Raw genomic sequence first — 20,867 nt, forward strand, 5'->3', positions numbered from 1 at the left:
ACATGACTGTATTTAAAGTTTTAAGCATTGCAACATTATCCAGTTTGAGCCTGTCTGCATTTGCGGCGGATTTTTCATTTGACCGTCCGGGCGCGGGTATGGGCACAGGCATTACCCCTGTAGGTCGTTTGGCATGGGAACAAAGTTTGCCAGCAGCGAGCTATAGTGAAAGTCGTGATGACAATGGTGAAAAAGTAAAAAACACCACTTTAAATGCAGACATGTTATTCCGTACTGGTTTGGCAAAAGATTTGGAATTGCAATTGGGTTGGCAAGGTCCTGCATGGTCTAAAACCAAAGTTGCGGGTCGCTCAGTTGAAGAAGATGGTTTGGGTGATGTCAGCATTGGCCTGAAAAAAGCCATTGATTTGAATGATGAGAAGTTGTCGATGGCTATTCTTGCAGAAGCCATTATTGCAACAGGCAATCAAGGCTTTAGTGCTGAAGATGACATTTATAGTCTGACTTCAGCCGTGGCTTATGATTATAGCGATATGATTGGTACGTCAATAACCATGCGTTATGAAGTTCAAGATGGTGATTGGGCTGTGAGTGCTATTCCTGGATTGGAATATCAAATTGCGGGTAATTTATCGGGTTTTTCTGAGCTGGTTTATCGCAAAGCAGAGAGTACCGATCAGGAAGTGTCTTTGGCATCAGGTCTGACATATGCCGTTTCGGATCGTATGCAGTTGGATGCGAGCGTCGGACTAGAACTCACTGGCGATCATAAAAATTATCAGTCAGGTTTAGGTGTATCTTACCTGTTCTAAAAGAACCCTAAATTTTAAAACGTATAAATACAGACTGAGGATGAATTCAGCTGAATGAAACAATGGACTTATGTTGCGGCAGCGGCTGTGCTGTCGTTCAGTATGGGCGTCTCTGCTCAGGATGCATTACTTTCAGCTGAAGATGCTTTTCCTTTCTCGGTTGTCTCTGATCGTGCAGATCAGGCGGAGCTGAGTTGGGATATTCCAGCGCATTATTATCTGTATCAGCACAAAATAGAGGTGAAGCAGGGCAATCAAGTTTTAGCTTTGGATTTGCCTGCTGCTGAGGATTTAAAAGATGATAACTATGGTCATACGCAGGTGTATTACCAACAGTTGAGTTTTAAAATTCCGACTCAAAAACTGCAGACCTATCAAGTCAGTTGGCAAGGCTGTGCCAAGGATCGGGTGTGTTATCCACCACAGAGCATCAGCTTTGAAACGGATGCTTCTGGCTTGGTCACACAGCAAAATCTAGCCACTCCAAGTAAACGCTTACTCGACTTTGCAGCAGAAAATAATGCCGAACAGCCTACGGCGAATCGTTTAGATCAGCAGCGGGCAGAGAATGCTGCACTGGCTTCTGATCGCTATACCGCAAGTGACCAAATGTGGTCAGAAAAATTAGCGCAAAGCTCCATATTTTATGGACTTTTGCTGTTTTTTGGACTGGGTTTTTTGCTGGCTTTTACCCCTTGTTCATTGCCAATGCTGCCGATTTTAACCTCACTGATTGTCCGCGACAGCCGAGGTTTAAAAGCATGGATGATTGCACTGACTTTTGTCACCAGTATGGCGATGGTGTATGCCATTCTCGGCTTGGTGGCGTCGTCTGCAGGTTTGAATTTCCAGCGTTGGTTGCAACAACCCTCGACTTTAATTGCCTTTAGCGTGCTCTTTGTGGTTTTTGCCCTGAATTTATTTGGTTTATTTGAACTGAAATTGCCACGCAGTTGGGTTAATCGCTTAGACCAAGCGCAGTCGATGCAAAAGGGCGGCAGTCTCGTTGGCGCTGGAGTCATGGGGATGATTTCAGCATTGCTAGTCGGTCCTTGTATGACAGCACCGTTGGCAGGTGCATTATTATTCATTTCCCAAACCCAAAGTCAGTGGCAAGGTGCATTATTGTTATTCACCCTCGGCTTTGGCATGGGGACCCCGCTATTGTTGGCCAGTGTCCTTGGCTCACGGGTATTGCCTAAAGCGGGTTTGTGGATGAATCAAATCAAGGTGCTCTTTGCTTTCATCATGTTGGCATTGGCTTTGTATTTTATTCGACCATTGATCAGTGAAGCTTGGTTACAGTGGTTATCGCTTGCTCTGGGGCTGGTGTTTAGCGCTTATGTGCTTTGGCGCATTTTATGGCGCAGTACTCAGCTCAAATGGTTGTATATCTTGGTGTTCTGTGCAGCTGTACCTTATATTGTGTACAGTCAATATCAACACAGCCAACGTTTTTTAGTCGAAGAAAATCAAAAACAAAGTGCTTGGCATGTGGCACATACAGCGGAAGAGTTTCAACGTTTATTAAGTGAAATTCCCCAAGGTCAATCCGCAATTATTGATGTCTATGCCGATTGGTGTGTGGCCTGCCAGCCGATTGAACATAAAGTTTTAAAATCGGCAGCAGTGCAACAGGCTTTGGCACCGTATTACTTAATTAAGTTGGATTTGAGTCAGTATGATGCAACCCATCAAGTTCTGCTCAATCAATGGGATATTTTAGGGCCACCGACCTATTTATTTTTAGATACAGCGCATCAAGAGATACGTGGACTACGCTTGACGGGCGCTTTTAGCGAGAAAGAATTGCTAGCGCAATTGGAAAAATTTAAATCGCGTGGAGAATAAAAATGATGCAATTATATATTGCCAATAAAAACTATTCGACGTGGTCTATGCGACCGTGGTTGGTGTTACATGCGTTTAATTTACCCTTTCAAGAGATCTTGATTCCTTTTTCTGAAGAAGCAGATGGCGGAGCGTTCAAGCAGCAAATGTTAGCCCTACATGCCAATGGCAAAGTGCCCCTACTGCAACATGACGGTGTGATGATTTGGGACTCATTGGCGATTTGTGAATATTTGGCAGAGCAGTTTCAAGAGCTTCCACTGTGGCCAAAAGATGCTACACAACGTGCATGGGCACGGAGTATTTGCGCGGAAATGCACAGTAGTTTTATGCAATTGCGTAGCTTATGCAGTATGAATCTGCAGGTGGGTTATGGTCGTCATGGTCAGAGATTATGGTCTGAACATGCCGAATTGCGTGCTGAAGTGACTCGAATCGAGCAGATTTGGTCGAGTCGTCCTGCGGTGGATGGCTTTCTATGCGGTGAATTTAGTATTGCCGATGCATTTTTTGCACCCGTAGTGACACGTTTACAGACCTTCCAGCTACCTGTGAGTGACAACACACAGCGTTATATGCAAAAGATTTTGCAGCATCCTTCTGTGGTGGCATGGATCGAGGCTGCTCAACTGGAACAGCCAGTCCGTCGTATGGAACAGTATCCACGTTAAAAGCTCAACGCCACGTCTGACCTCGATAAAAGTTTTAAACCAAATGGCTAAAGTTTTGTTGTTCGGTGTACGCCATGACCATGTTACGACCACCAGCTTTAGCTGCATATAGCGCTTGATCTGCATGGGTCAGTAATTGTTGCGGTACCAATTCAGGCGTAGAAATTGCAATGCCAAAACTAGCTGTCACATGAATCGACTGACCGTCATGCCCCCAAATTTCAAGCTGTTCAATGGCTTTTCGACAGCGCTCTGCAATGAAAATTGCTTGTTCTAAGTTAGAGTTTTTTAACACCAAAATAAACTCTTCACCGCCAAAACGTCCAACCACATCACTACCACGTAAATGTTGGTTTAATACTTGGCTGACGAGAATCAAGGTTTCATCGCCTTTATCATGTCCGTATTCATCATTGATACGTTTGAAATGGTCTAAGTCCAATAAGACCAGTGCATATGTATCTGTTTTAGCACTATCGAGCTGTTCCAAACACTGATTGATACTGCGTCGATTAAATAAATTGGTCAGTGGGTCGACTTGACTGAGTTTTTGAATCAAATGCTCACGGTGACGCCATTGGGTCAGTAAGATTTCAAATAAAGCCAGACAGGTTAATAAAATAGGAACAATGAAAAAGATCATTGAGAAGAGCCAAAAACTATTTTGATAGCCATAGGCATGAGGTTGAAAAATCGGGGCATAGGGAATAATGCCGCGAATACTTAAATACATGCAAATAGATAAAAAAATCGTGGCTGGAATCAGCATGCTATAGACGATTTTTCGTGTAAATAGCACTAATCCAACGGTCACCAGGCTCACACAGGAGATCATGGTGGCTGGGCTCATGACACCAATTAAATAACCATCACGACATAAAGAAATGACGAATAAACCGACTGAAAGATAAGGTAAAACAAGCTGAATTTTTGGGTTTTCTTTTCCAGCATAGCAAGGCCAAATCAATAGCACCATTAAGCTAAAAAAGACGATGTTGGTCCATAATTGAGAATGGATTAGATCAAGGTTAACCCACTGCCAAAGTTCTGGCGTGACATAAACATAAAATTTCCAAATGATCCAAAGCAGATGAATGGCTGAGCCAAGCATCAGCATGAGCATACACTTTTTCAGGATGCTCCAATTCATGACCACTTCATCTTCCAGTAAATACTGGGCGATTCTATTGCGAAGGATCATGTCACGTATGCTTGATTTAACCGTCATCCTGTGTCATTGCCCTGTTTGAGTTATCAGTTTTTTTCTTAAAGTTTATATAGATATCATTTTATAGGCTTACATTAGCATGAAAATTTACACTTGATAACGGTCAAGAACCGCTTAGTAATTTAAAATTTTTTACGAGTTCAAAAAGATTGTTCTAAAAATAAAACATAGTGTCATAAGGGTCGGGATTATTCTATTTATGAAAAGTGATTACACTAGGCTCAAGTTAATAACAACAGCTTTAGGTTTTAGTCATGAAAATTTTGCATATTGATTCAAGCATCATGGGCGACGCTTCAGTTTCACGTCAACTCAGCGCTGAAATTGTACAACAGCTACAGCAAAAACATGGTGATGCGGCACAGGTTCAATATCTCGATTTAGCAGTACAGCAGATTCCACATCTCAGCAGTGAAATTTTGATGGGTCAAAATGCAGAACAATCGGCTTTAGGCGAGCAGTTGTTACAACAGTATTTAGATGCCGATGTGGTTGTGGTTGGTGCTGCTATGTATAACTTCGGTTTGCCATCAACTTTGAAAGCATGGATTGACCGTATCAGTGTTGCAGGTCGTACCTTTAAATATACAGAACAAGGTCCAGTGGGTTTGGCAGGTGACAAAAAAGTCTATATTGCCAGCAGTCGTGGCGGTGTGTATGGCGATAACAGCCCTGTAGATTATCAAGAAGGTTTATTAAAAGCCGTGTTTAATTTCACAGGTGTCAGCGATATTGATGTGATTCGTGCCGAAGGTGTCAATATGGGACCAGATATGAAAGCACAAGCAATGGCAACAGCTCAGGCTCAAATTCAAGCCATTTAACAGATTGACATTTCCCTCTTAGGTCAGCATCTGCTGACCTTTTTTTATGGTGACTTTGATCCATTTCAGGGATTATTTTTCAGCGATTAATCCTGATCCAGTCGATGTGCAAAATCGGCTAAATCACTCAGCGCATGCTGTCCTTCTTCAAACCATGGGCTAAACATTTGGAAGTTATGCCACATGCCAGTGTACAACTTGAATTCGACATCTAGGCCGGCTTCTTCTGCTTTGACTTTAAAACGCTGTGCATCATCCAATAAAATTTCTTTAGAACCCACTTGAATATGAATCGGAGGTAGTCCTTTGAGCTCTGCAAAAAAAGGCGAAACCAATGGATCAGCTCGATCGACCGAGCGTGGTACATAATAATCAATACCTGTTTCGAGGGCTTCTATGCTTAACAGCGCATCATGCTTACGGTTATAGCGTAGGGATTCACTGCTCAGCGTCAAGTCTAAAAACGGTGACATTAACACCAAACCACTGACTTGTGGAAGTTGGTCCTGTTGAATTTTAAGGGCTAAGGCGAGCGCCAAGTTTGCACCACAAGAGTCGCCTGACAAAATAATATCTTTGGCTTGAACCCCTTGATCTAATAACACCGCATACACATCAAAAAGGGCATCGAGTGCTTCAGGAAACTGCGCTTCTGGGGATAAAGGATAATCCAAATGTAACACTTGCATTTGCGTGCGTGCGGCAACTTGGGTCAGAAACGCCCGATGCGTGTTCATCGAACCCAAGAAAAATGCGCCCCCATGAATATGAAAAATGAGTTGGGTCGATGCCTGTTGCGGCTTGATTTCTTCGGCTTTTAAGCCAGCTAAGCGAATTGGACGAATTTGTACATCCGGGTTTTGGGGAAATGCACGACACATTTGTTCCAAAGCAAACCTTAAAGTATTGGGCGGTAAATTGAATTGGCTCGGCCCACGAATTGTGGTTTTTAAAATGCTTTCTGTAATCAGTTGTTTCGTCAGTGGCGATATCTTCATTGTCTTTCCATCTTTTTCTATTTTTGGAATCGTGTGAGCATATTTACCAACACAAATTACAAGGTTACACTAAACGGTCACATACAAAAATTGATAAATTGTTGTGACTTTTGGATACTAATGTCGTCTATATCAGACCAGGGAAATAAACAAAAATGAAAAAAATTGCACTAGCATTAGGATTGATGAGTTTAGCCGCATTTGCAAATGCTGCAGATCCGCTAAATGGTACAACTTGGAAAACCATTGATGATAAAACCAAGCAGCCAAAAGCGATTGTAAAATTCACTGAGCAAAAAAATGGTACGCTTTCTGCGAGCATTCAGTCAGTTTTGACACCAGGTGAAGAGAACGCTTGTAAAAAATGTGAAGGCCCATATCACAATAAATCATTAAAAGGCTTACGTATTGTGACAGGTCTTAAAAATGTAGGTGGTACAAGCTATGAAGATGGTTCAATTTTGGATCCTCAATCAGGTAAAACTTACAAGTTAAAAGGTCAATTGGCTGATGGTGGCAAAAAACTAGAGCTTCGCGGCTTTATTGGCGTTGCTGCTTTAGGTCGTAATCAAACATGGATTCGTGCCAACTAATTTGACATGATTCAAACAAAAAGCCTGACAATGTCAGGCTTTTTTATAGCCTATTTTCAGCCATAATTGAACTAGAGCCGTGCATGAGTGTGATAAAAAAATTTATTTCAATGCACGGTAAGCGCTTTCATCAAAGCCAATCAATAAATCGCTACCTGTATCGAGTACAGGACGTTTAATCATGCTGCTATGCGCTATTAAACATTGAATCAAATTTTCTTCACTGGCTAACGCTGTCTGTTGCTCTTCTTCACTGAGTTTTTTCCATGTTGTGCCTTTTTTGTTAAGAATCACATCAGCGCCTTTGGCATTAAGCCATTTTTTTACGGTTTCAGCATCAATCGCTTGTTTTTTATAGTCATGAAATTCGTAGCTTAGGCCTAATTCGTTGAGCAAGTCGAAAGCTTTTTTCATGGTATTACAGTTTTTGATGCCATAAATTTTAAGCATGAACAGGTGTCCTCAATTATTCAAACAATAAGATAAAAATACAATTCAGCATTATCCTACAGGCTAATTCATCAATGCTCAAAGCTCGATCTGGATGTGGATTGAGAAATAAATGTTTTGCTGTAAAAGTCGCATGTAATAAATATTGGGTATTGTCATCAAAACGACATTTTGGTCTTTTAGAATAGCCTACAGAACAAAACGATGCTCAGAAAAGAAAGCGATGCAATAACAAGAAAATTCAGCTTAAGGTTGCACAGTCAAAAGTAGAAAGAAAGCGAGAATAAGAAAATGCTGTGCAGATCGAATTTTTAGTTGTTTTATTTGGGGGATGTTTGAGTCTATAGATGTGGGGACTAGATAAGAGAAAACCCGCATTTAATCATCCTGATCATGCGGGTCTCAATCCAACGTCCATTGTCACATCCTTGAAAACAAGCTAAATCATTTAGTTTGTTTTTATACTTCCTTCGGCGTCCAATCCTTTTATGTCATCCTGACATGTCCCTTTGCCGTGCGACCATAATGCTATGTTCAAGTTATGAGATAAATCCACAAATTCGTCATGTAATGTGAGAAATAAGCTCTAATTGAGTAAACAATCGTTCACTCAATTAATTGTTGGAAGCTTAAATTTTATAATCAATAATGACAGGGGCGTGGTCGCTAAACCATTCATCTTTAAATATCCAAGCATTGACTGTACGTTCTTTCCAGTCTGGTGAACATGCATGGTAGTCGATACGCCAACCCACATTTTTGGCACGCGCTTGTCCTCGGTTAGACCACCAAGAGTAAAGCTCGGCTTCTTTACGTACCTCACGGAAGGTGTCGACATAGCCAAGCTCATCATAAATATGATCGAGCCATGCACGTTCATGTGGTAAGCAGCCTGAAGCCTTTTGGTTCCCAGACCAATTTTTAATATCAATACGTTTATGCACGATGTTGTAGTCACCGCAAACAATCACTGACTTATTTTCAGCACGCCATTGCTTCAAAATTTGTTGATATTCGCCTAAAAATAGGTCTTTGCGCGCCTGAGCTTCTTCACCCGATGAACCAGAAGGCAGGTAGAGCGAGCAAATATGTGCAGTTTGTCCAAGTCCTAAATCGAACTCAGCAGAAATAAAGCGGCCTTGAGTGTCTGCCAATTCAAAACCTAAACCATCTGTCACTGAAACAAAAGGTAGGCGGCTATAAATCGCAGTACCGGCATAGCCTGGGCGTTCTGCAGGGAAAAGGTGTGTAAACCAACCTTCGGGTTTAAATTTATCGGTCCATTGTTCATGGGTAATGCGGCTTTCTTGCATGCAGATGACATCGGCATCTGAAGTTGCCATCCAGTCAAAAATACCTTTTTTTTCAGCGGAACGCAGACCATTCACATTAATTGAAACGACACGTAAAATTTTTTGATCACTTGGATAGCTACTCTTTGGTATCATGCTCAGGTTTAACCTCAAACTTAAAAAAATGGAGCACCTCATGACAGCGCAAGCGGCATTTAATCCACAAGCTTTTATCGAACTCGCATTATCACGTGGTGTGCTTAAATTTGGTGAGTTTACTTTAAAATCGGGTCGTGTGAGTCCTTATTTTTTTAATGCGGGTCTACTGAACGATGGTGAAGCCTTATCATTATTGGCTTCTGGCTATGCAGCTAAATTAATACAATGCGATAATGTGGAAGTGGTCTTTGGCCCAGCTTACAAAGGTATTCCATTTGTAGCAGCAACGGCTGTCGCACTGTCACAGAACCATGGTGTGAGCGTACCTTGGGGCTTTAACCGTAAAGAAGCGAAAGACCATGGCGAAGGCGGTGTATTGGTTGGTGCGTCTGTTGAAGGTAAAAAAGTCTGGATTATTGATGATGTGATCACTGCGGGTACAGCGATTCGTGAAGTAGTGACTATTCTGAAAAATGCCGGTGCACAAATTGCGGGCGTATTGGTGGCGCTAGACCGTCAAGAAAAAGGTCAGGGCGATTTGTCTGCGATTCAAGAAGTGCAAAAAGAGTTAGAAATTCCTGTACATGCTTTAATCACTATGAAAGATTTAATGACTTTCTTAGATGCAAAAGGCGAAACTGAAGCCTTGGCGAAAATGGAAGCGTACCGTGTTAAATACGGCATCTAATTTTTCGGGATTTCAAAAGGCAGCTGAAGCTGCCTTTTTTACGTCTTTAAATGATGATTGTTGCATCTAACTAACAAAAAACGTGAAATATTGCTTAAAAAGTAGGCGTTAAACGTGAAGAATCAATAAAAAGCCGTCTCAGTGCGCTATTTACTGAAACGGCTTTGGTTAAGGTATTGATACTTATAGAAAATTTAAAGAATTTCGTATAGCGTGTATTATGTTAATTTTAGGAAAGCTTAATAAATCCGTGTTTAAAAATTAAACTAGAAAGATTTTGTATTACTATCAATTTAGAATTCCTCTCTTATAAATCTTATTTAATGACGCTATCTTTTTGTATTGATGAAGCTATTTTATCAATGGTAGTACGAACACGTATTGGTAAGAAATTTGATCTTTTCCATACAATTTGAATAGGATAGTTAGTACTTGAATAGTTAGTAAGTAGGTGTATTAATTGACCACTTTGTATATATTCTTGAATCAACCAGGAAGGTAACCAACCAATTCCTCCATGCATTAGTACATAATCTAATATGCTTTTTATGTCATCCATTTGAACTTTATTTTTTGGCAAATATTTCATAGTTTTATGATGAGAACTTTGAAATATCCACTTTTCAAGCTGCCCATTTTTCAAATATCCAATAGTCTGATGGTTATCTAAATCTTTGATGCTCTCAGGAACCTGGTATCTTTTTAAATATTCAGGTGTGGCACAGAGCCACATTGCATGCTCAGAAATCTTTTTAACCATTAATTGACTATTATCTTCTAAATTACCAATTCTTATCACTAGGTCATAATTATCTTCAATTAAATCAATATAACGATCATTAAAAGAAAGAACCATATTCAAATTTTGATGTTCATCTGCTAAGTCTCTTAATATCGGAACTATGAACTTTTGTCCAAATAATACAGGCATAGAGATACGTATCATTCCCTGAATATTTTGATTATTACTTTCAAATAATGTCTCAGCTATTAATAATTCTTGTACAGCCCGCTGGCTATGTTCATAGAAAATACTACCTTCTTCTGTGAGAGCTAAATGACGTGTATCTCTGTTAAAAAGTACTACTCCGAGCTGTACCTCAAGCTTTGAAATCATCTTACTGACAGCGGAACGAGTCAGATGTAATTTTTCTGATGCTTTAGTAAAACTTCCTTGTTCAACAACACTAATAAATGCCATCAAACTTTTCAGATCATTAACACGCATATTAGTTCCAATTGGGAATCAATGAGTTGATTTATTATCACTTTTGTATCCAATTTATCAATGATAATCTAATTAAAATTCATATTAGGAACCTTACTATGAACAGAATTTTAGTTATCAAATCTAGTTTTATGCAGGAAAAATCTCTAAGTAATCAGCTCATTAATAAATATTTATATAGACGTAAGCAAAGTGGTTATGTTGACCAAATAATTGAACATGATCTAGGAGCTATGAACTTACCAGTATTAAACTTAGAGATATTTAATGCCTTACGTGGAGAGGCGAATGAAAAACCTGAGGTAAAAGCAGCAGTAGCTCTCTCTGATCAATTTATTCAAGAGCTGAAAGATTGTGATCTATTATTGATTGCAGCACCAATGTATAACTTAAATGTACCAACCCAATTAAAAAACTGGTTCGACTTAATTGCACGAGCACGAGTAACTTTTCAATATACAGAAACCGCACCCGTAGGATTAATTAAAGGTGTTAAATCAATTATCTTTAGTTCACGTGGTGGTTTTCATCAAGATCTTCCAACAGATGCTGTTACAGCATATTTAATAGCAGTATTAGGATTAATTGGTATTGATAAGGTAGATTTTATATATGCTGAAGGCACTGATATTAAACCATTAGGGAAATCTAAAGCACTTGAATTAGCTTCACAGCAAATTGCTTTACAAACGAACGTAGGATTGTAAGTATATTCTTCCTTATGGCAATGAAATTATAATTTTCTATTGTTCTAAGGTTCCTATTTAACATAATGGCTGTTATACGAATTGAATTTTTTTTCATCTAAGAATATAGTATGATTAACAATGTTAATCATAGGAGCTTAACATGGCTTCAAATGCCTTAGTGACTACTCGTATTAATGAAAATATTAAGCATGAAGCAACGGAAGTTCTCGCATCAATGGGCTTAACTGTCTCAGATGCAGTCCGTTTGTTGTTGACCAAAGTAGCGAAAGAAAAGGCTCTACCTTTTGAAATTTGGCAACCCAGTGCTGAAACTATTGCAGCGATGGAAGAAGATCTAAGCAAAGCAAAGAGCTTCACTTCTGTAAAAGATCTGATGGCTGATCTTAATGCGGACGATTAAGTACACCTCTGCATTTAAAAAAGACTATAAACGTGAGAAAAAAGGGCAACATCGAAATACAGTAGATGCTGAACTACAAACAGTTTTAGAGTTACTACAAGCCGATGAACCTCTACCTGAAAAGTATCGTGACCATGCTTTGGTCAGCAATTGGGTGGGTCATCGTGATTGCCATATCAAGCCTGATCTTGTTTTAATCTATAAGAAAACAGAAGAAGGTGAACTGCTAATTTTAAAATTAGTCAGATTAGGCAGTCATAGCGAATTAGCAATTTGACCTAAAAAACAGTCCTTAATTGAGGGCTGTTTAACATAAAATCTCTTATACGAAACTCTCTTCATCACACTTCTTACATTCCAACATTACCCCTAACTTTTCTTTCCGTCCTTGCTCAGTGATAACCCAAGGACGGTTTTGCCATGGAGGATCATGGCGGACATGCTGTGTATGACCACAAGCTAAAATGGCATACCAATGATTTTCATCATCCAAGGCAAAATCAACAATGGCTTGCTGCATATTAAACACCTATCTAAATTAAAATGATGCTGAAAAGGGAAAAGAGTTCATGTTGAGCAATCACAACGGCTTGAATATCGAATTGCAAAATAGACTGTGAAATTTGGTTTATTTCTGGCGCACACTTAGGCCGCGACAATTCTATTTTTCCCGCCATGTTTAGCTTTATACAGCGCTAGATCAGCACGTTGAATTGTATCTTCGTAGGTGCAATCTTCAGGCATGATGGTTGTCACTCCTATGCTCACGGTGACATGCGCGTTATCTATTGAAAACCGACTTAATTCTTTTCTGGAATGTTCATGAATCCGTTTGGCAAACTGGATGGCCTGCTCGCAGCCCGTGTTGGGCAAGGCGACCACAAACTCATCTCCACCTAAGCGGCAGGCGCAATCGGTTTTACGCAGTGTTAAACGAAGAATATCTGCGACTGCTCGGATTGCCTCATCACCAACATGATGGCCTTTGCTGTCGTTGATCTTTTTGAGGTTATCAAGATCGAGGTCTGTATGGAATGCCGTAGGTATGATTCATAATGTAATGCTAAGTCATGCTCTAATTTTCTTCGGTTGAAAAGACCGGTTAACTGATCTGTATGGCTGAGTTCTTTCAGCTTGATTTCCAGGTTGTGACGCGCTGAAATATTACTTGCGACCCAAAGTACAACGTCTTCTTCATCTACCGAAAAACTGAGAGCTTGGATGCGCACCTCAAACCAAATGGACTCTTCAGGACCATAATCGGGCAGACCTTTTACATCCATATTGCTCAATTCGTACTCTTCGATGAGTAGATTTCCTGACACTAGAGCTTGGTCGATCAATTGCATAAAAAAGTTGGCTTTATCTGGCTTGATCACATCTGAAATATAGGTACCAACAAGACCGGAACCATCGTGGTAATAAAGATTATCGCGCCCGCCAAAAACTGCAACGTATTTTCCACTACGTGATATGACAAATGCAGGGTCTGGTAAAGCATCAAGAATGATAGCCATCTGCTCAATGTTGATCATCAATGAATTCTATTTTTTATTTACAATAATTAACACAATAGCTAAAAAAATAAAAAGCACGTGTTTTTTCACCAAAAATAGTGATGGGCGAGATGTAGATGTGATGAATATCTGTCTCAATTGCTTGGCGTCGATTTACACAGGCCTAACGCCATAATGCTTTCATGGCTTATTTCCATTATTGAGATAAAGCCGATGATAGAAATGTTTTGAATTATCGCCTGCATCACACGAATCCATACATACACATGCAAAATCAGAATAAACAAAAGAAAAATCTCGGCTATACTCGTTCATAAATTGATAATGAACAGAGCACTGAATAATGCGTGTACTTGTTGTGATGGATCCCATCGAAAATGTAAACCTAAAAAAAGATACCTCAATGGCGATGCTATGGGCAGCAGCACGTCGTGGACATGAGCTAGGCTATGCATTACAGCAAGATTTATATATCGATCACGGCAAAGCCTTTGGTTTGATTTCACCGCTAAAAGTTTTTGAAGACTACAACCACTATTACGAACTCGGCGAAAAACAAAAAGAATCAATTGCAGCTTATGACGTGGTTTTGATGCGTAAAGATCCGCCGTTTGATATGAACTTTGTCTACACCACCTATATTTTGGAACAGGCTGAACGCGAAGGCGCATGGATTATTAACAAGCCACAAAGCCTACGTGACTGCAATGAAAAATTGTTCGCGACGCAATTCCCTGAACTCCAAGTACCGACCTTGGTGACTTCACAGCAAAGTCTGATTCGTGAATTTTTACAAGAACATGGCGATGTGATCGTGAAACCATTAGATGGCATGGGCGGTATGGGCATTTTCCGTTTATACCAAGATGGCGTTAATATTGGTTCAACCATTGAAATCCTGACCAATAACGGCACACAGCCGATTATGGCGCAGCGTTACATCCCAGAAATTGTGGATGGCGACAAGCGCATCTTGATGATCAATGGCGAACCCGTACCGTATTGTTTGGCGCGTATTCCGCAAAATGGCGAAGTGCGTGGCAACTTGGCGGCAGGTGGTTTGGGCGAGGCGCGTCCATTGACCGAAAATGATAAAGCCATTGCAGCCAAAGTTGGGCCATTCCTTCGTGAAAAAGGGTTAGTGTTTGTTGGTCTGGATGTGATTGGTAATTACGTGACTGAAATTAATGTCACCAGTCCAACCTGCGTACGTGAAATTGATGCGCAATTTGGCACCTCGATTGCCGATGATTTATTCGATGTCCTTGAGGCAGGTTTAAAAGCTTAATTTTGCACTAGATTTAAAAGAGTCCTCCACGGGCTCTTTTTTTGTCCTGCCCTCAGGGGAGGGGAGCTTAAAAAGCAAAAAACTGTAAGTGAATGCAATTAAAGTGAAAAATTGTCTGATTTTTTTTCAATTCTCATAGATTAATAATAAAACTAGTTTAAACTTTTAAAATAGTAGAAAAAAACAATCATACGCCTGTTGAAAAAAAGTAAATTACCTTTCACGGTCATGCGTTTGTGATTACAATTGTTTGCTTAAAATCGAATATCATTAGCCTCTTTTTAGAATTGAAGAATTAGACAGTGACCGAAGTAACGCAAGTAAAGCCGAAACATGTCATGATGATGGCTGCCGGAACCGGTGGTCACGTCTTTCCAGCGCTCGCTGTTGCCAAAGAGTTGCAACAACAAGGCTGTGAAGTTTCTTGGCTCGCAACGCCAACAGGCATGGAAAATCGCCTGCTTAAAAATCATAATATTCCAATTTATCAAATTGATATCCAAGGCGTGCGCGGCAATGGAGTCGTGCGTAAGCTGATGGCACCGTTTAAAATTCTCAAAGCTACTTTGAGTGCCATGCGTTATATGAAACAACTCAAAGTTGATGCAGTTGCAGGCTTTGGGGGTTACGTGGCTGGGCCAGGTGGCTTGGCAGCTCGTGCATTGGGCATACCAGTCATTATCCATGAACAAAATGCTGTAGCAGGTTTTACCAATACGCAGTTGTCACGTGTGGCTAAAATTGTCTGTCAGGCATTTCCAAATACCTTTCCTGCACAAGATAAAATCGTAACCACAGGTAATCCTGTACGTAAGGAAATTACAGAAATTTTAAATCCGTCATGGCGTTACCAAGAGCGTGAAAAAGCTGGGTTGCCATTACGGGTTTTAATTGTAGGGGGCTCACTGGGGGCACGTGCCTTAAATGAATGTGTGCCGGCTGCTTTGCAGCAATTAGAACAGCCCCTGAGTGTATATCATCAGTGTGGTCAAAATAATGCTGAAAGCACATTGGCTCGTTATGCAAACGCACCTGAACATATACAAGTTGAAGTTCAGCCGTTTATTGAAGATATGGCAGCAGCCTATTCTGCAGCGGATTTGATTATCTGCCGTGCTGGTGCGCTAACCGTCACTGAAATTGCGACAGCGGGTGTGGCAGCCGTGTTTGTTCCTCTGCCAAGTGCAGTGGATGACCATCAAACTGCAAATGCAGGGTTCTTGGCCACAATCAATGCTGCAAAAATTTGCCCACAAGCGGACATGACCGCAGAAAGTTTAACAGCGTTGTTGAAGCCGCTGATGAATCGCCAACGACTTATGGAAATGGCGGTTAAGGCTCGACAACAGGCACAACCCGATGCGACACAGCACGTGGTTGGTTTAATTCAAGATTTGTAAAATTCGAGTAATCTATGTCTCCATCAACGCCTGCCGATCAAGCGAAAAAGCTCATTAAAGTGCCAGAAATGCGCCGTATTAAACACATCCATTTTATTGGAATTGGTGGTGCGGGCATGTGCGGTATTGCCGAAGTATTGAAAAACCAAGGCTATAAAGTTTCAGGTTCAGATATTAAAGCGTCGAAAACCACGGCTCAGCTTGAAGAAAACGGCATTCAAGTTTTCATCGGTCATGCTGCTGAAAATATTCAAGGTGCCAATGTAATCGTGGTATCAACAGCCATTGATTCTGAAAACCCGGAAGTGAAAGCGGCGATTGAAACCCGTACACCTGTCGTGCGTCGTGCAGAAATGTTGGGTGAATTAATGCGTTACCGTCATGGTATTGCCGTTGCGGGGACGCATGGTAAAACCACGACAACCAGCCTTGTGACATGCATGTTGGCAGAAGAAAATCTAGACCCAACTTATGTCATTGGTGGTTTGTTAAATCGTACTGGTGTGAATGCTGCATTGGGTGCAAGCCGTTATATCGTGGCTGAAGCGGACGAATCAGATGCGTCATTCCTGCATTTACAGCCGATGGCAACGATTGTCACCAATATCGACGCTGACCATATGGATACCTATGGCGGTAGTTTCGATGTATTGAAAGATACCTTTGTGCAATTCTTACAGCGCCTTCCATTTTACGGTTTAGCTGTGATGTGTGGTGATGATGCCAACATCCGTGAAATTATGCCGCGTATTGGTCGTCCTGTCGTGACTTATGGTTTCAATGAAGACAACGATATTCGTGCTGTTGATGTGGCTCAAGAAGGCATGCAATCACACTTTACCGTTTTGCGTAAAGACCGTGAGCCATTACGTTTAACCATTAATTTGCCGGGTCTTCATAATATCTTAAATGCCTTGGCAGCGATTGGTATTGCAACGGATGAAGGTGTTTCTGATGCTGCGATTGCGCGTGCCTTAGAAAGCTTCAGTGGTGTAGGTCGTCGTTTCCAAGTACAAGGCGAATTTGAAGTTGAAGATGGCTTGGTGAAATTGGTCGATGACTATGGTCACCATCCAAAAGAAGTCGAAGCGACCATTAAAGCGGCACGTGCAAGTCATCCAGATCGTCGTTTAGTGATGATGTTCCAACCGCACCGTTTTAGCCGTACGCGTGACTGTTTTGATGACTTCGTCGATGTCTTGTCACAAGTCGATCAACTGTTGTTATTAGAAGTTTATCCTGCGGGTGAAAAACCAATTGTGGGTGCAGATAGTCGTGCATTGGCTCGAAGCATTCGTCTACGTGGTGAAGTTGAACCGATTCTCATCGATCCAGTAGAAGGCAACTTACAAGCAGTAATGAAAAAAGTGTTACAAGCAAATGACTTGTTATTAACACAGGGCGCAGGTAATGTTGGAGCAATCTCAATCGAACTTGCTCAAAACAATCTCTATGTAAAATGATCACCGCTTGGTGATCCAAAGTTTGTTTAGACCGTAGATAAAAGTTTAAGGATATAAACGTGTCAAATGCTTCAAAATTCGGCAAAGTTGCCGTGTTATTAGGTGGGAAATCTGCCGAACGTGAGGTTTCTCTCGATAGTGGTAAAGCTGTACTTGAAGCATTGGTGCATTCGGGTGTAAATGCCGAAGCATTCGATCCGCAGCATCGCAGTGTGACTGAGTTGGTGGCTTATGACCGTGCATTTATCGTACTTCATGGCCGTGGTGGTGAAGATGGTCAAATTCAGGGTACTTTGGAATGGTTAAACATTCCGTACACTGGAACGGGCGTTCAAGGCTCGGCGATTGGTATGGATAAAGTCAAAACTAAACAAGTTTGGCAAGGTTCAGAACTACCGACAGCACCATATCGTATTGTCAGTAAAGATTCAGATTTACAAGAAATTGTAGATTCAATTGGTTTGCCATTTATCATCAAGCCCGTGCATGAAGGTTCAAGCATTGGTATGAGCAAAGTTGAAAAAATTGAAGACTTTGCAACCGCAATTGCAAAAGCGACCCAGCATGATGCAGTCGTGATGGCTGAAAAATGGATTACCGGACGTGAATTTACCATTGTGATTTTAAATGGTCAGGCTTTACCGGTGATTCGTTTAGAACCGCCTGCAGATGTGGCTTTTTACGATTACGAAGCGAAATATAACCGTAACGATGTGCAATATGGTATTCCATGTGGCTTAACTGAAGATGAAGAAAAGCGTCTACAAGCTTTATCTTTACGCGCTTTCCAAGCGGTAGGTGCGAGTGGTTGGGGGCGTATTGACGCGATGCAGGATGCAGAAGGAAACTTTTGGTTACTTGAGGTAAATACTGTTCCGGGGATGACCAGTCATTCTCTAGTGCCAAAAGCTGCTAATGCTGTAGGTTATAGTTTTGAAGATCTTTGTGTTGCAATTTTGGAACAAACCTTAACAGGTGCGGCACACTAAATTATGGCTCAACTTCCTGCGTCTATGCGCCGTAAACGTGCAGCAACGACATCGATACATGACAAACCACCGACACGTAAGGAAAAGCTTACCAATGTGGGTGGATGGCTGTTGTTGTTTATTGCATGTGTGGTTTTGATTGCCGGAATTTGGGGGCTATATAAAGTCATGACGGATGCACGTGTGGCTGAACTTGATGTGGTGGGTGTGCGGAGCGCCCAAGAAAAACAACAAGTCATGTCATACGTTTCACCGATGATGACTGAAAACTATTTTACCTCTGATTTACGTGTCATTCGTGACCGTACTTTAGAAATCTCTTGGGTCGATCGCGTGGTGGTATCGCGTGCTTGGCCAAATGCAATTCGTGTACGGGTGATGCCGCGTCAAGCGATTGCACGTTGGGGAACTGGGCGACTGTTAAGCGACAGTGGTGATGTATTTGCTGAATTAATTCCGACCAATCATCAGAATTTACCGTTATTGCATGGGCCGACGAGTCAGTCCAAAATGATGATGCGTCGCTATAATGAAATTAATCAACTATTTATACCTGTTGGCATTCGTTTAAAAGAATTATATTTAACCGAACGAATGACTTGGTTTATGCAGTTTGATTCAGGCTTACGCGTGATTGTCGATCAAGATCAGACCATGAGTAAGTTGCAGCGTTTAAGTTATCTCGCACACAGTGACTTAAAACCTGTATGGCCACGAATTTCTGCCATCGATTTGCGCTACCGAAATGGTTTAGCGATTCAATGGAAAAACTCTGTGCCAGCAAAGTCGGTAAATGGTCAGTTTGTTGTAACCAGTGATGACATAGGCATTGCGAATGCAGCGCCTGTAAAGCCATAATGATCGGCTTTATAAGTAGAGGCTTTAAGCCATAAATTAAACAAACATGTGAATGGTAGTAGTAAATAATGAATGAAGCTGTTCCCTCGGTTGTTGCGATTGACATTGGGACACACAAAGTTTCAGTTTTGATTGGTAAGGTACACGCGCCAGACAATATCCAAGTGGTAGGGATGGCGACCGCTCGTAACCGCGGCATGAATAAAGGGAAAATTGTCAGTCTCGATAAAGTTGTTACCGCAATTAAAAATGCAGTGCAGGAAGCGGAAGATATGGCGGAATGTCGTGTACATTCTGCGTGGATTTCCATTCCAAGTGCTGAACTAAAAAGTTTTTATGCCTCTGGTCGTACTCCAATTGAAAATAATGACCATGCGATTACCACCAATGAAGTGGTGCGTGCTTTAGAACTGGCCAAAGCCAGTCATTTAACGTCTGACCATTATTTGGTGAGTGCTGTACCTTTAGGTTTTGAACTAGATGATGAACCTGAATGGGTGTTAAACCCGATTCGCATGTCAGCACGGAGTATGACAGGACATTATCATTTGATGATGTTGCCCATCAGCACCATGCAGAATTTGGATCGCGCATTAAAAGGTGCCAATATTGGTGTTGAACGCATGGTCATTTCATCATTAGCAACAGCTGAAGCCAGTTTGCTTAAAGATGAAAAAGAATATGGTGTGTGCTTGGTTGATATTGGTGCTGGTACGACCAACATTGCGGTGTATTTAGATGGTCGCTTGGCGATGACACACACCTTGCAACGTGGCGGTGAGCATGTAACGCGTGATATTGCTGCTGTATTGCAAACCACAACAGAAGAAGCTGAACGTATTAAGCTGTTGTATGGTTGTGTTGATCTGAAAGTGGTTAAACCTGAAAGTATGATTCAGTTCCAAGGTATTGATGGTCCACAAACCATTAGCCGTATTGAACTGACCGAAATCATTATTGCGCGCTATGAAGAAATCTTTAATCAAGTGCGTAATGTGTTGGTCGATCATGGTGCGATTCATGGTTTATACCATGGTGTTGTACTCACAGGTGATGCCTGCCAAATTGAAGGGATGGTGACATTTGCGCGTCGGATGTTAGGTGTTTCTGCACATTTAGGTAATCCACCTATGCAAGTGTATGCTGATGATCAACAGCAAGCCGCTTTACGTCGTTCACAATACGCGACTGCCGCAGGTCTGTTAATTTTCAGTCAAAGTGAAACACAAGATACGATCGTTGAACCAGAAGATACGGAAAAACTTTCAGTATTAAATCGGGTAAAACGTGCATGGTCGGGCTTCAATGACACCTTGAAGTCGATCTTTTAAGTTGAAATATTTGGGAATATTGTTGGGAAGTTGTACGGATTATTGCTTGTACTTGACAAGCTGGAACTTGGACAGCATTCTAAAAAACAATTTTTATTAAGATCAAGGCAGTATACGGGCTGAAGTGTCTGCCAATTATGGATTAGGAATTTTTTA

Annotated in this window: 23 protein-coding genes; 15 read left to right on the forward strand and 8 right to left on the reverse strand. The window is 41.2% G+C overall.

All coding sequences use genetic code 11. The annotated features are described in order from the left end of the window. Positions 1-2: 2 nt before the first annotated feature. Genes FTV27_RS11335 through FTV27_RS11345 form a run of 3 tightly spaced genes read left to right on the forward strand, consistent with a single transcriptional unit; the run spans position 3 to position 3,295 of the window. Positions 3-773 (forward strand): transporter, encoded by a 771-nt coding sequence (locus FTV27_RS11335; RefSeq protein ID WP_180078544.1) that lies wholly within the window; start codon positions 3-5, stop codon positions 771-773. Positions 774-827: 54 nt separating this feature from the next. Continuing rightward, complete coding sequence (gene dsbD / locus FTV27_RS11340; protein ID WP_180078546.1) at positions 828-2,624, forward strand: protein-disulfide reductase DsbD; 1,797 nt, start codon at positions 828-830, stop codon at positions 2,622-2,624. Positions 2,625-2,626: 2 nt separating this feature from the next. Beyond that, entirely contained in the window at positions 2,627-3,295 is a 669-nt protein-coding gene (locus FTV27_RS11345; protein WP_180078548.1) for a glutathione S-transferase family protein, read from the forward strand. Between the two features lie 34 nt (positions 3,296-3,329). Here FTV27_RS11345 and FTV27_RS11350 read toward each other — a convergent pair whose 3' ends face one another. Continuing rightward, positions 3,330-4,496, reverse strand: a complete 1,167-nt coding sequence (locus tag FTV27_RS11350; RefSeq protein WP_257230016.1) for a GGDEF domain-containing protein — start codon at positions 4,494-4,496, stop codon at positions 3,330-3,332. 281 nt (positions 4,497-4,777) lie between these two features. Here FTV27_RS11350 and FTV27_RS11355 point away from each other — a divergent pair, with 281 nt between their 5' ends. Beyond that, entirely contained in the window at positions 4,778-5,347 is a 570-nt protein-coding gene (locus FTV27_RS11355; protein ID WP_180078552.1) for an FMN-dependent NADH-azoreductase, read from the forward strand. 86 nt (positions 5,348-5,433) lie between these two features. Here the strand turns inward: FTV27_RS11355 and FTV27_RS11360 are convergent, their stop codons facing one another. Next, positions 5,434-6,345, reverse strand: a complete 912-nt coding sequence (locus FTV27_RS11360) for an alpha/beta hydrolase (protein ID WP_180078555.1) — start codon at positions 6,343-6,345, stop codon at positions 5,434-5,436. Positions 6,346-6,500: 155 nt separating this feature from the next. On the opposite strand from FTV27_RS11360, the gene FTV27_RS11365 reads away from it, so the two are divergent. Beyond that, the gene (locus FTV27_RS11365) at positions 6,501-6,938 is read left to right on the forward strand and encodes a DUF2147 domain-containing protein (protein ID WP_078193227.1); all 438 of its coding nucleotides are present in this window, start codon (positions 6,501-6,503) and stop codon (positions 6,936-6,938) included. A gap of 102 nt (positions 6,939-7,040) precedes the next feature. On the opposite strand, the gene FTV27_RS11370 is transcribed toward FTV27_RS11365, so the two are convergent. Both FTV27_RS11370 and FTV27_RS11375 read right to left on the reverse strand, forming a co-directional pair. Next, on the reverse strand, positions 7,041-7,388 hold the full coding sequence (locus FTV27_RS11370) for a Spx/MgsR family RNA polymerase-binding regulatory protein (protein WP_180078557.1): 348 nt from the start codon (positions 7,386-7,388) through the stop codon (positions 7,041-7,043). 629 nt (positions 7,389-8,017) lie between these two features. Further along, positions 8,018-8,836: an exodeoxyribonuclease III gene (locus tag FTV27_RS11375; protein ID WP_078193225.1), complete on the reverse strand. Its 819-nt coding sequence runs from the start codon at positions 8,834-8,836 to the stop codon at positions 8,018-8,020. A gap of 40 nt (positions 8,837-8,876) precedes the next feature. On the opposite strand from FTV27_RS11375, the gene pyrE reads away from it, so the two are divergent. Next, entirely contained in the window at positions 8,877-9,527 is a 651-nt protein-coding gene (gene pyrE, locus FTV27_RS11380; protein WP_180078559.1) for an orotate phosphoribosyltransferase, read from the forward strand. A gap of 316 nt (positions 9,528-9,843) precedes the next feature. On the opposite strand, the gene FTV27_RS11385 is transcribed toward pyrE, so the two are convergent. Further along, positions 9,844-10,755, reverse strand: coding sequence for a LysR family transcriptional regulator (locus FTV27_RS11385; protein WP_078194112.1), 912 nt, complete (start codon positions 10,753-10,755; stop codon positions 9,844-9,846). Positions 10,756-10,853: 98 nt separating this feature from the next. On the opposite strand from FTV27_RS11385, the gene FTV27_RS11390 reads away from it, so the two are divergent. The 3 genes from FTV27_RS11390 to FTV27_RS11400 all read left to right on the forward strand — a co-directional run bounded on the left by FTV27_RS11390 (position 10,854) and on the right by FTV27_RS11400 (position 12,142). Continuing rightward, positions 10,854-11,462, forward strand: coding sequence for an FMN-dependent NADH-azoreductase (locus FTV27_RS11390; protein WP_078194113.1), 609 nt, complete (start codon positions 10,854-10,856; stop codon positions 11,460-11,462). A gap of 142 nt (positions 11,463-11,604) precedes the next feature. Continuing rightward, on the forward strand, positions 11,605-11,865 hold the full coding sequence (locus FTV27_RS11395) for a type II toxin-antitoxin system RelB/DinJ family antitoxin (RefSeq protein WP_168370261.1): 261 nt from the start codon (positions 11,605-11,607) through the stop codon (positions 11,863-11,865). Further along, positions 11,852-12,142: a type II toxin-antitoxin system YafQ family toxin gene (locus FTV27_RS11400; RefSeq protein WP_168370260.1), complete on the forward strand. Its 291-nt coding sequence runs from the start codon at positions 11,852-11,854 to the stop codon at positions 12,140-12,142. The genes FTV27_RS11395 and FTV27_RS11400 overlap by 14 nt, the downstream gene beginning before the upstream one ends. Before the next feature lie 45 nt (positions 12,143-12,187). On the opposite strand, the gene FTV27_RS11405 is transcribed toward FTV27_RS11400, so the two are convergent. The 3 genes from FTV27_RS11405 to FTV27_RS11410 form a co-directional block, all read right to left on the reverse strand. Beyond that, a complete protein-coding gene (locus FTV27_RS11405) occupies positions 12,188-12,385 on the reverse strand; it encodes a DUF3565 domain-containing protein (RefSeq protein ID WP_180024624.1) in 198 nt (65 codons plus the stop codon). A 125-nt stretch (positions 12,386-12,510) separates the two neighbouring features. Next, on the reverse strand, positions 12,511-12,912 hold the full coding sequence (locus tag FTV27_RS17320) for a GGDEF domain-containing protein (RefSeq protein WP_373687153.1): 402 nt from the start codon (positions 12,910-12,912) through the stop codon (positions 12,511-12,513). Further along, on the reverse strand, positions 12,795-13,400 hold the full coding sequence (locus FTV27_RS11410; RefSeq protein WP_306669974.1) for a GGDEF domain-containing protein: 606 nt from the start codon (positions 13,398-13,400) through the stop codon (positions 12,795-12,797). Before FTV27_RS11410 ends, FTV27_RS17320 begins: the two co-directional genes overlap by 118 nt. 325 nt (positions 13,401-13,725) lie before the next feature. Between FTV27_RS11410 and gshB the strand changes: the two genes are divergently transcribed. The 6 genes from gshB (at position 13,726) to ftsA (ending at position 20,711) form a co-directional block, all read left to right on the forward strand. Further along, on the forward strand, positions 13,726-14,670 hold the full coding sequence (gene gshB / locus FTV27_RS11415; protein ID WP_180078561.1) for a glutathione synthase: 945 nt from the start codon (positions 13,726-13,728) through the stop codon (positions 14,668-14,670). 302 nt (positions 14,671-14,972) lie between these two features. After that, positions 14,973-16,070, forward strand: coding sequence for an undecaprenyldiphospho-muramoylpentapeptide beta-N-acetylglucosaminyltransferase (gene murG / locus FTV27_RS11420; protein WP_180078563.1), 1,098 nt, complete (start codon positions 14,973-14,975; stop codon positions 16,068-16,070). 14 nt (positions 16,071-16,084) lie between these two features. Then, the gene (gene murC, locus FTV27_RS11425) at positions 16,085-17,533 is read left to right on the forward strand and encodes a UDP-N-acetylmuramate--L-alanine ligase (protein ID WP_078190576.1); all 1,449 of its coding nucleotides are present in this window, start codon (positions 16,085-16,087) and stop codon (positions 17,531-17,533) included. A 59-nt stretch (positions 17,534-17,592) separates the two neighbouring features. Beyond that, positions 17,593-18,522 (forward strand): D-alanine--D-alanine ligase, encoded by a 930-nt coding sequence (locus FTV27_RS11430; protein WP_180078565.1) that lies wholly within the window; start codon positions 17,593-17,595, stop codon positions 18,520-18,522. A gap of 3 nt (positions 18,523-18,525) precedes the next feature. Further along, positions 18,526-19,380, forward strand: coding sequence for a cell division protein FtsQ/DivIB (locus tag FTV27_RS11435; protein ID WP_180078567.1), 855 nt, complete (start codon positions 18,526-18,528; stop codon positions 19,378-19,380). Between the two features lie 68 nt (positions 19,381-19,448). Continuing rightward, complete coding sequence (gene ftsA, locus FTV27_RS11440; protein ID WP_180078569.1) at positions 19,449-20,711, forward strand: cell division protein FtsA; 1,263 nt, start codon at positions 19,449-19,451, stop codon at positions 20,709-20,711. Positions 20,712-20,867 lie beyond the last annotated feature (156 nt).

Origin of the sequence: Acinetobacter sp. YH12251, assembly GCF_013417465.1 — a bacterium.
Taxonomy (GTDB): domain Bacteria; phylum Pseudomonadota; class Gammaproteobacteria; order Pseudomonadales; family Moraxellaceae; genus Acinetobacter; species Acinetobacter amyesii.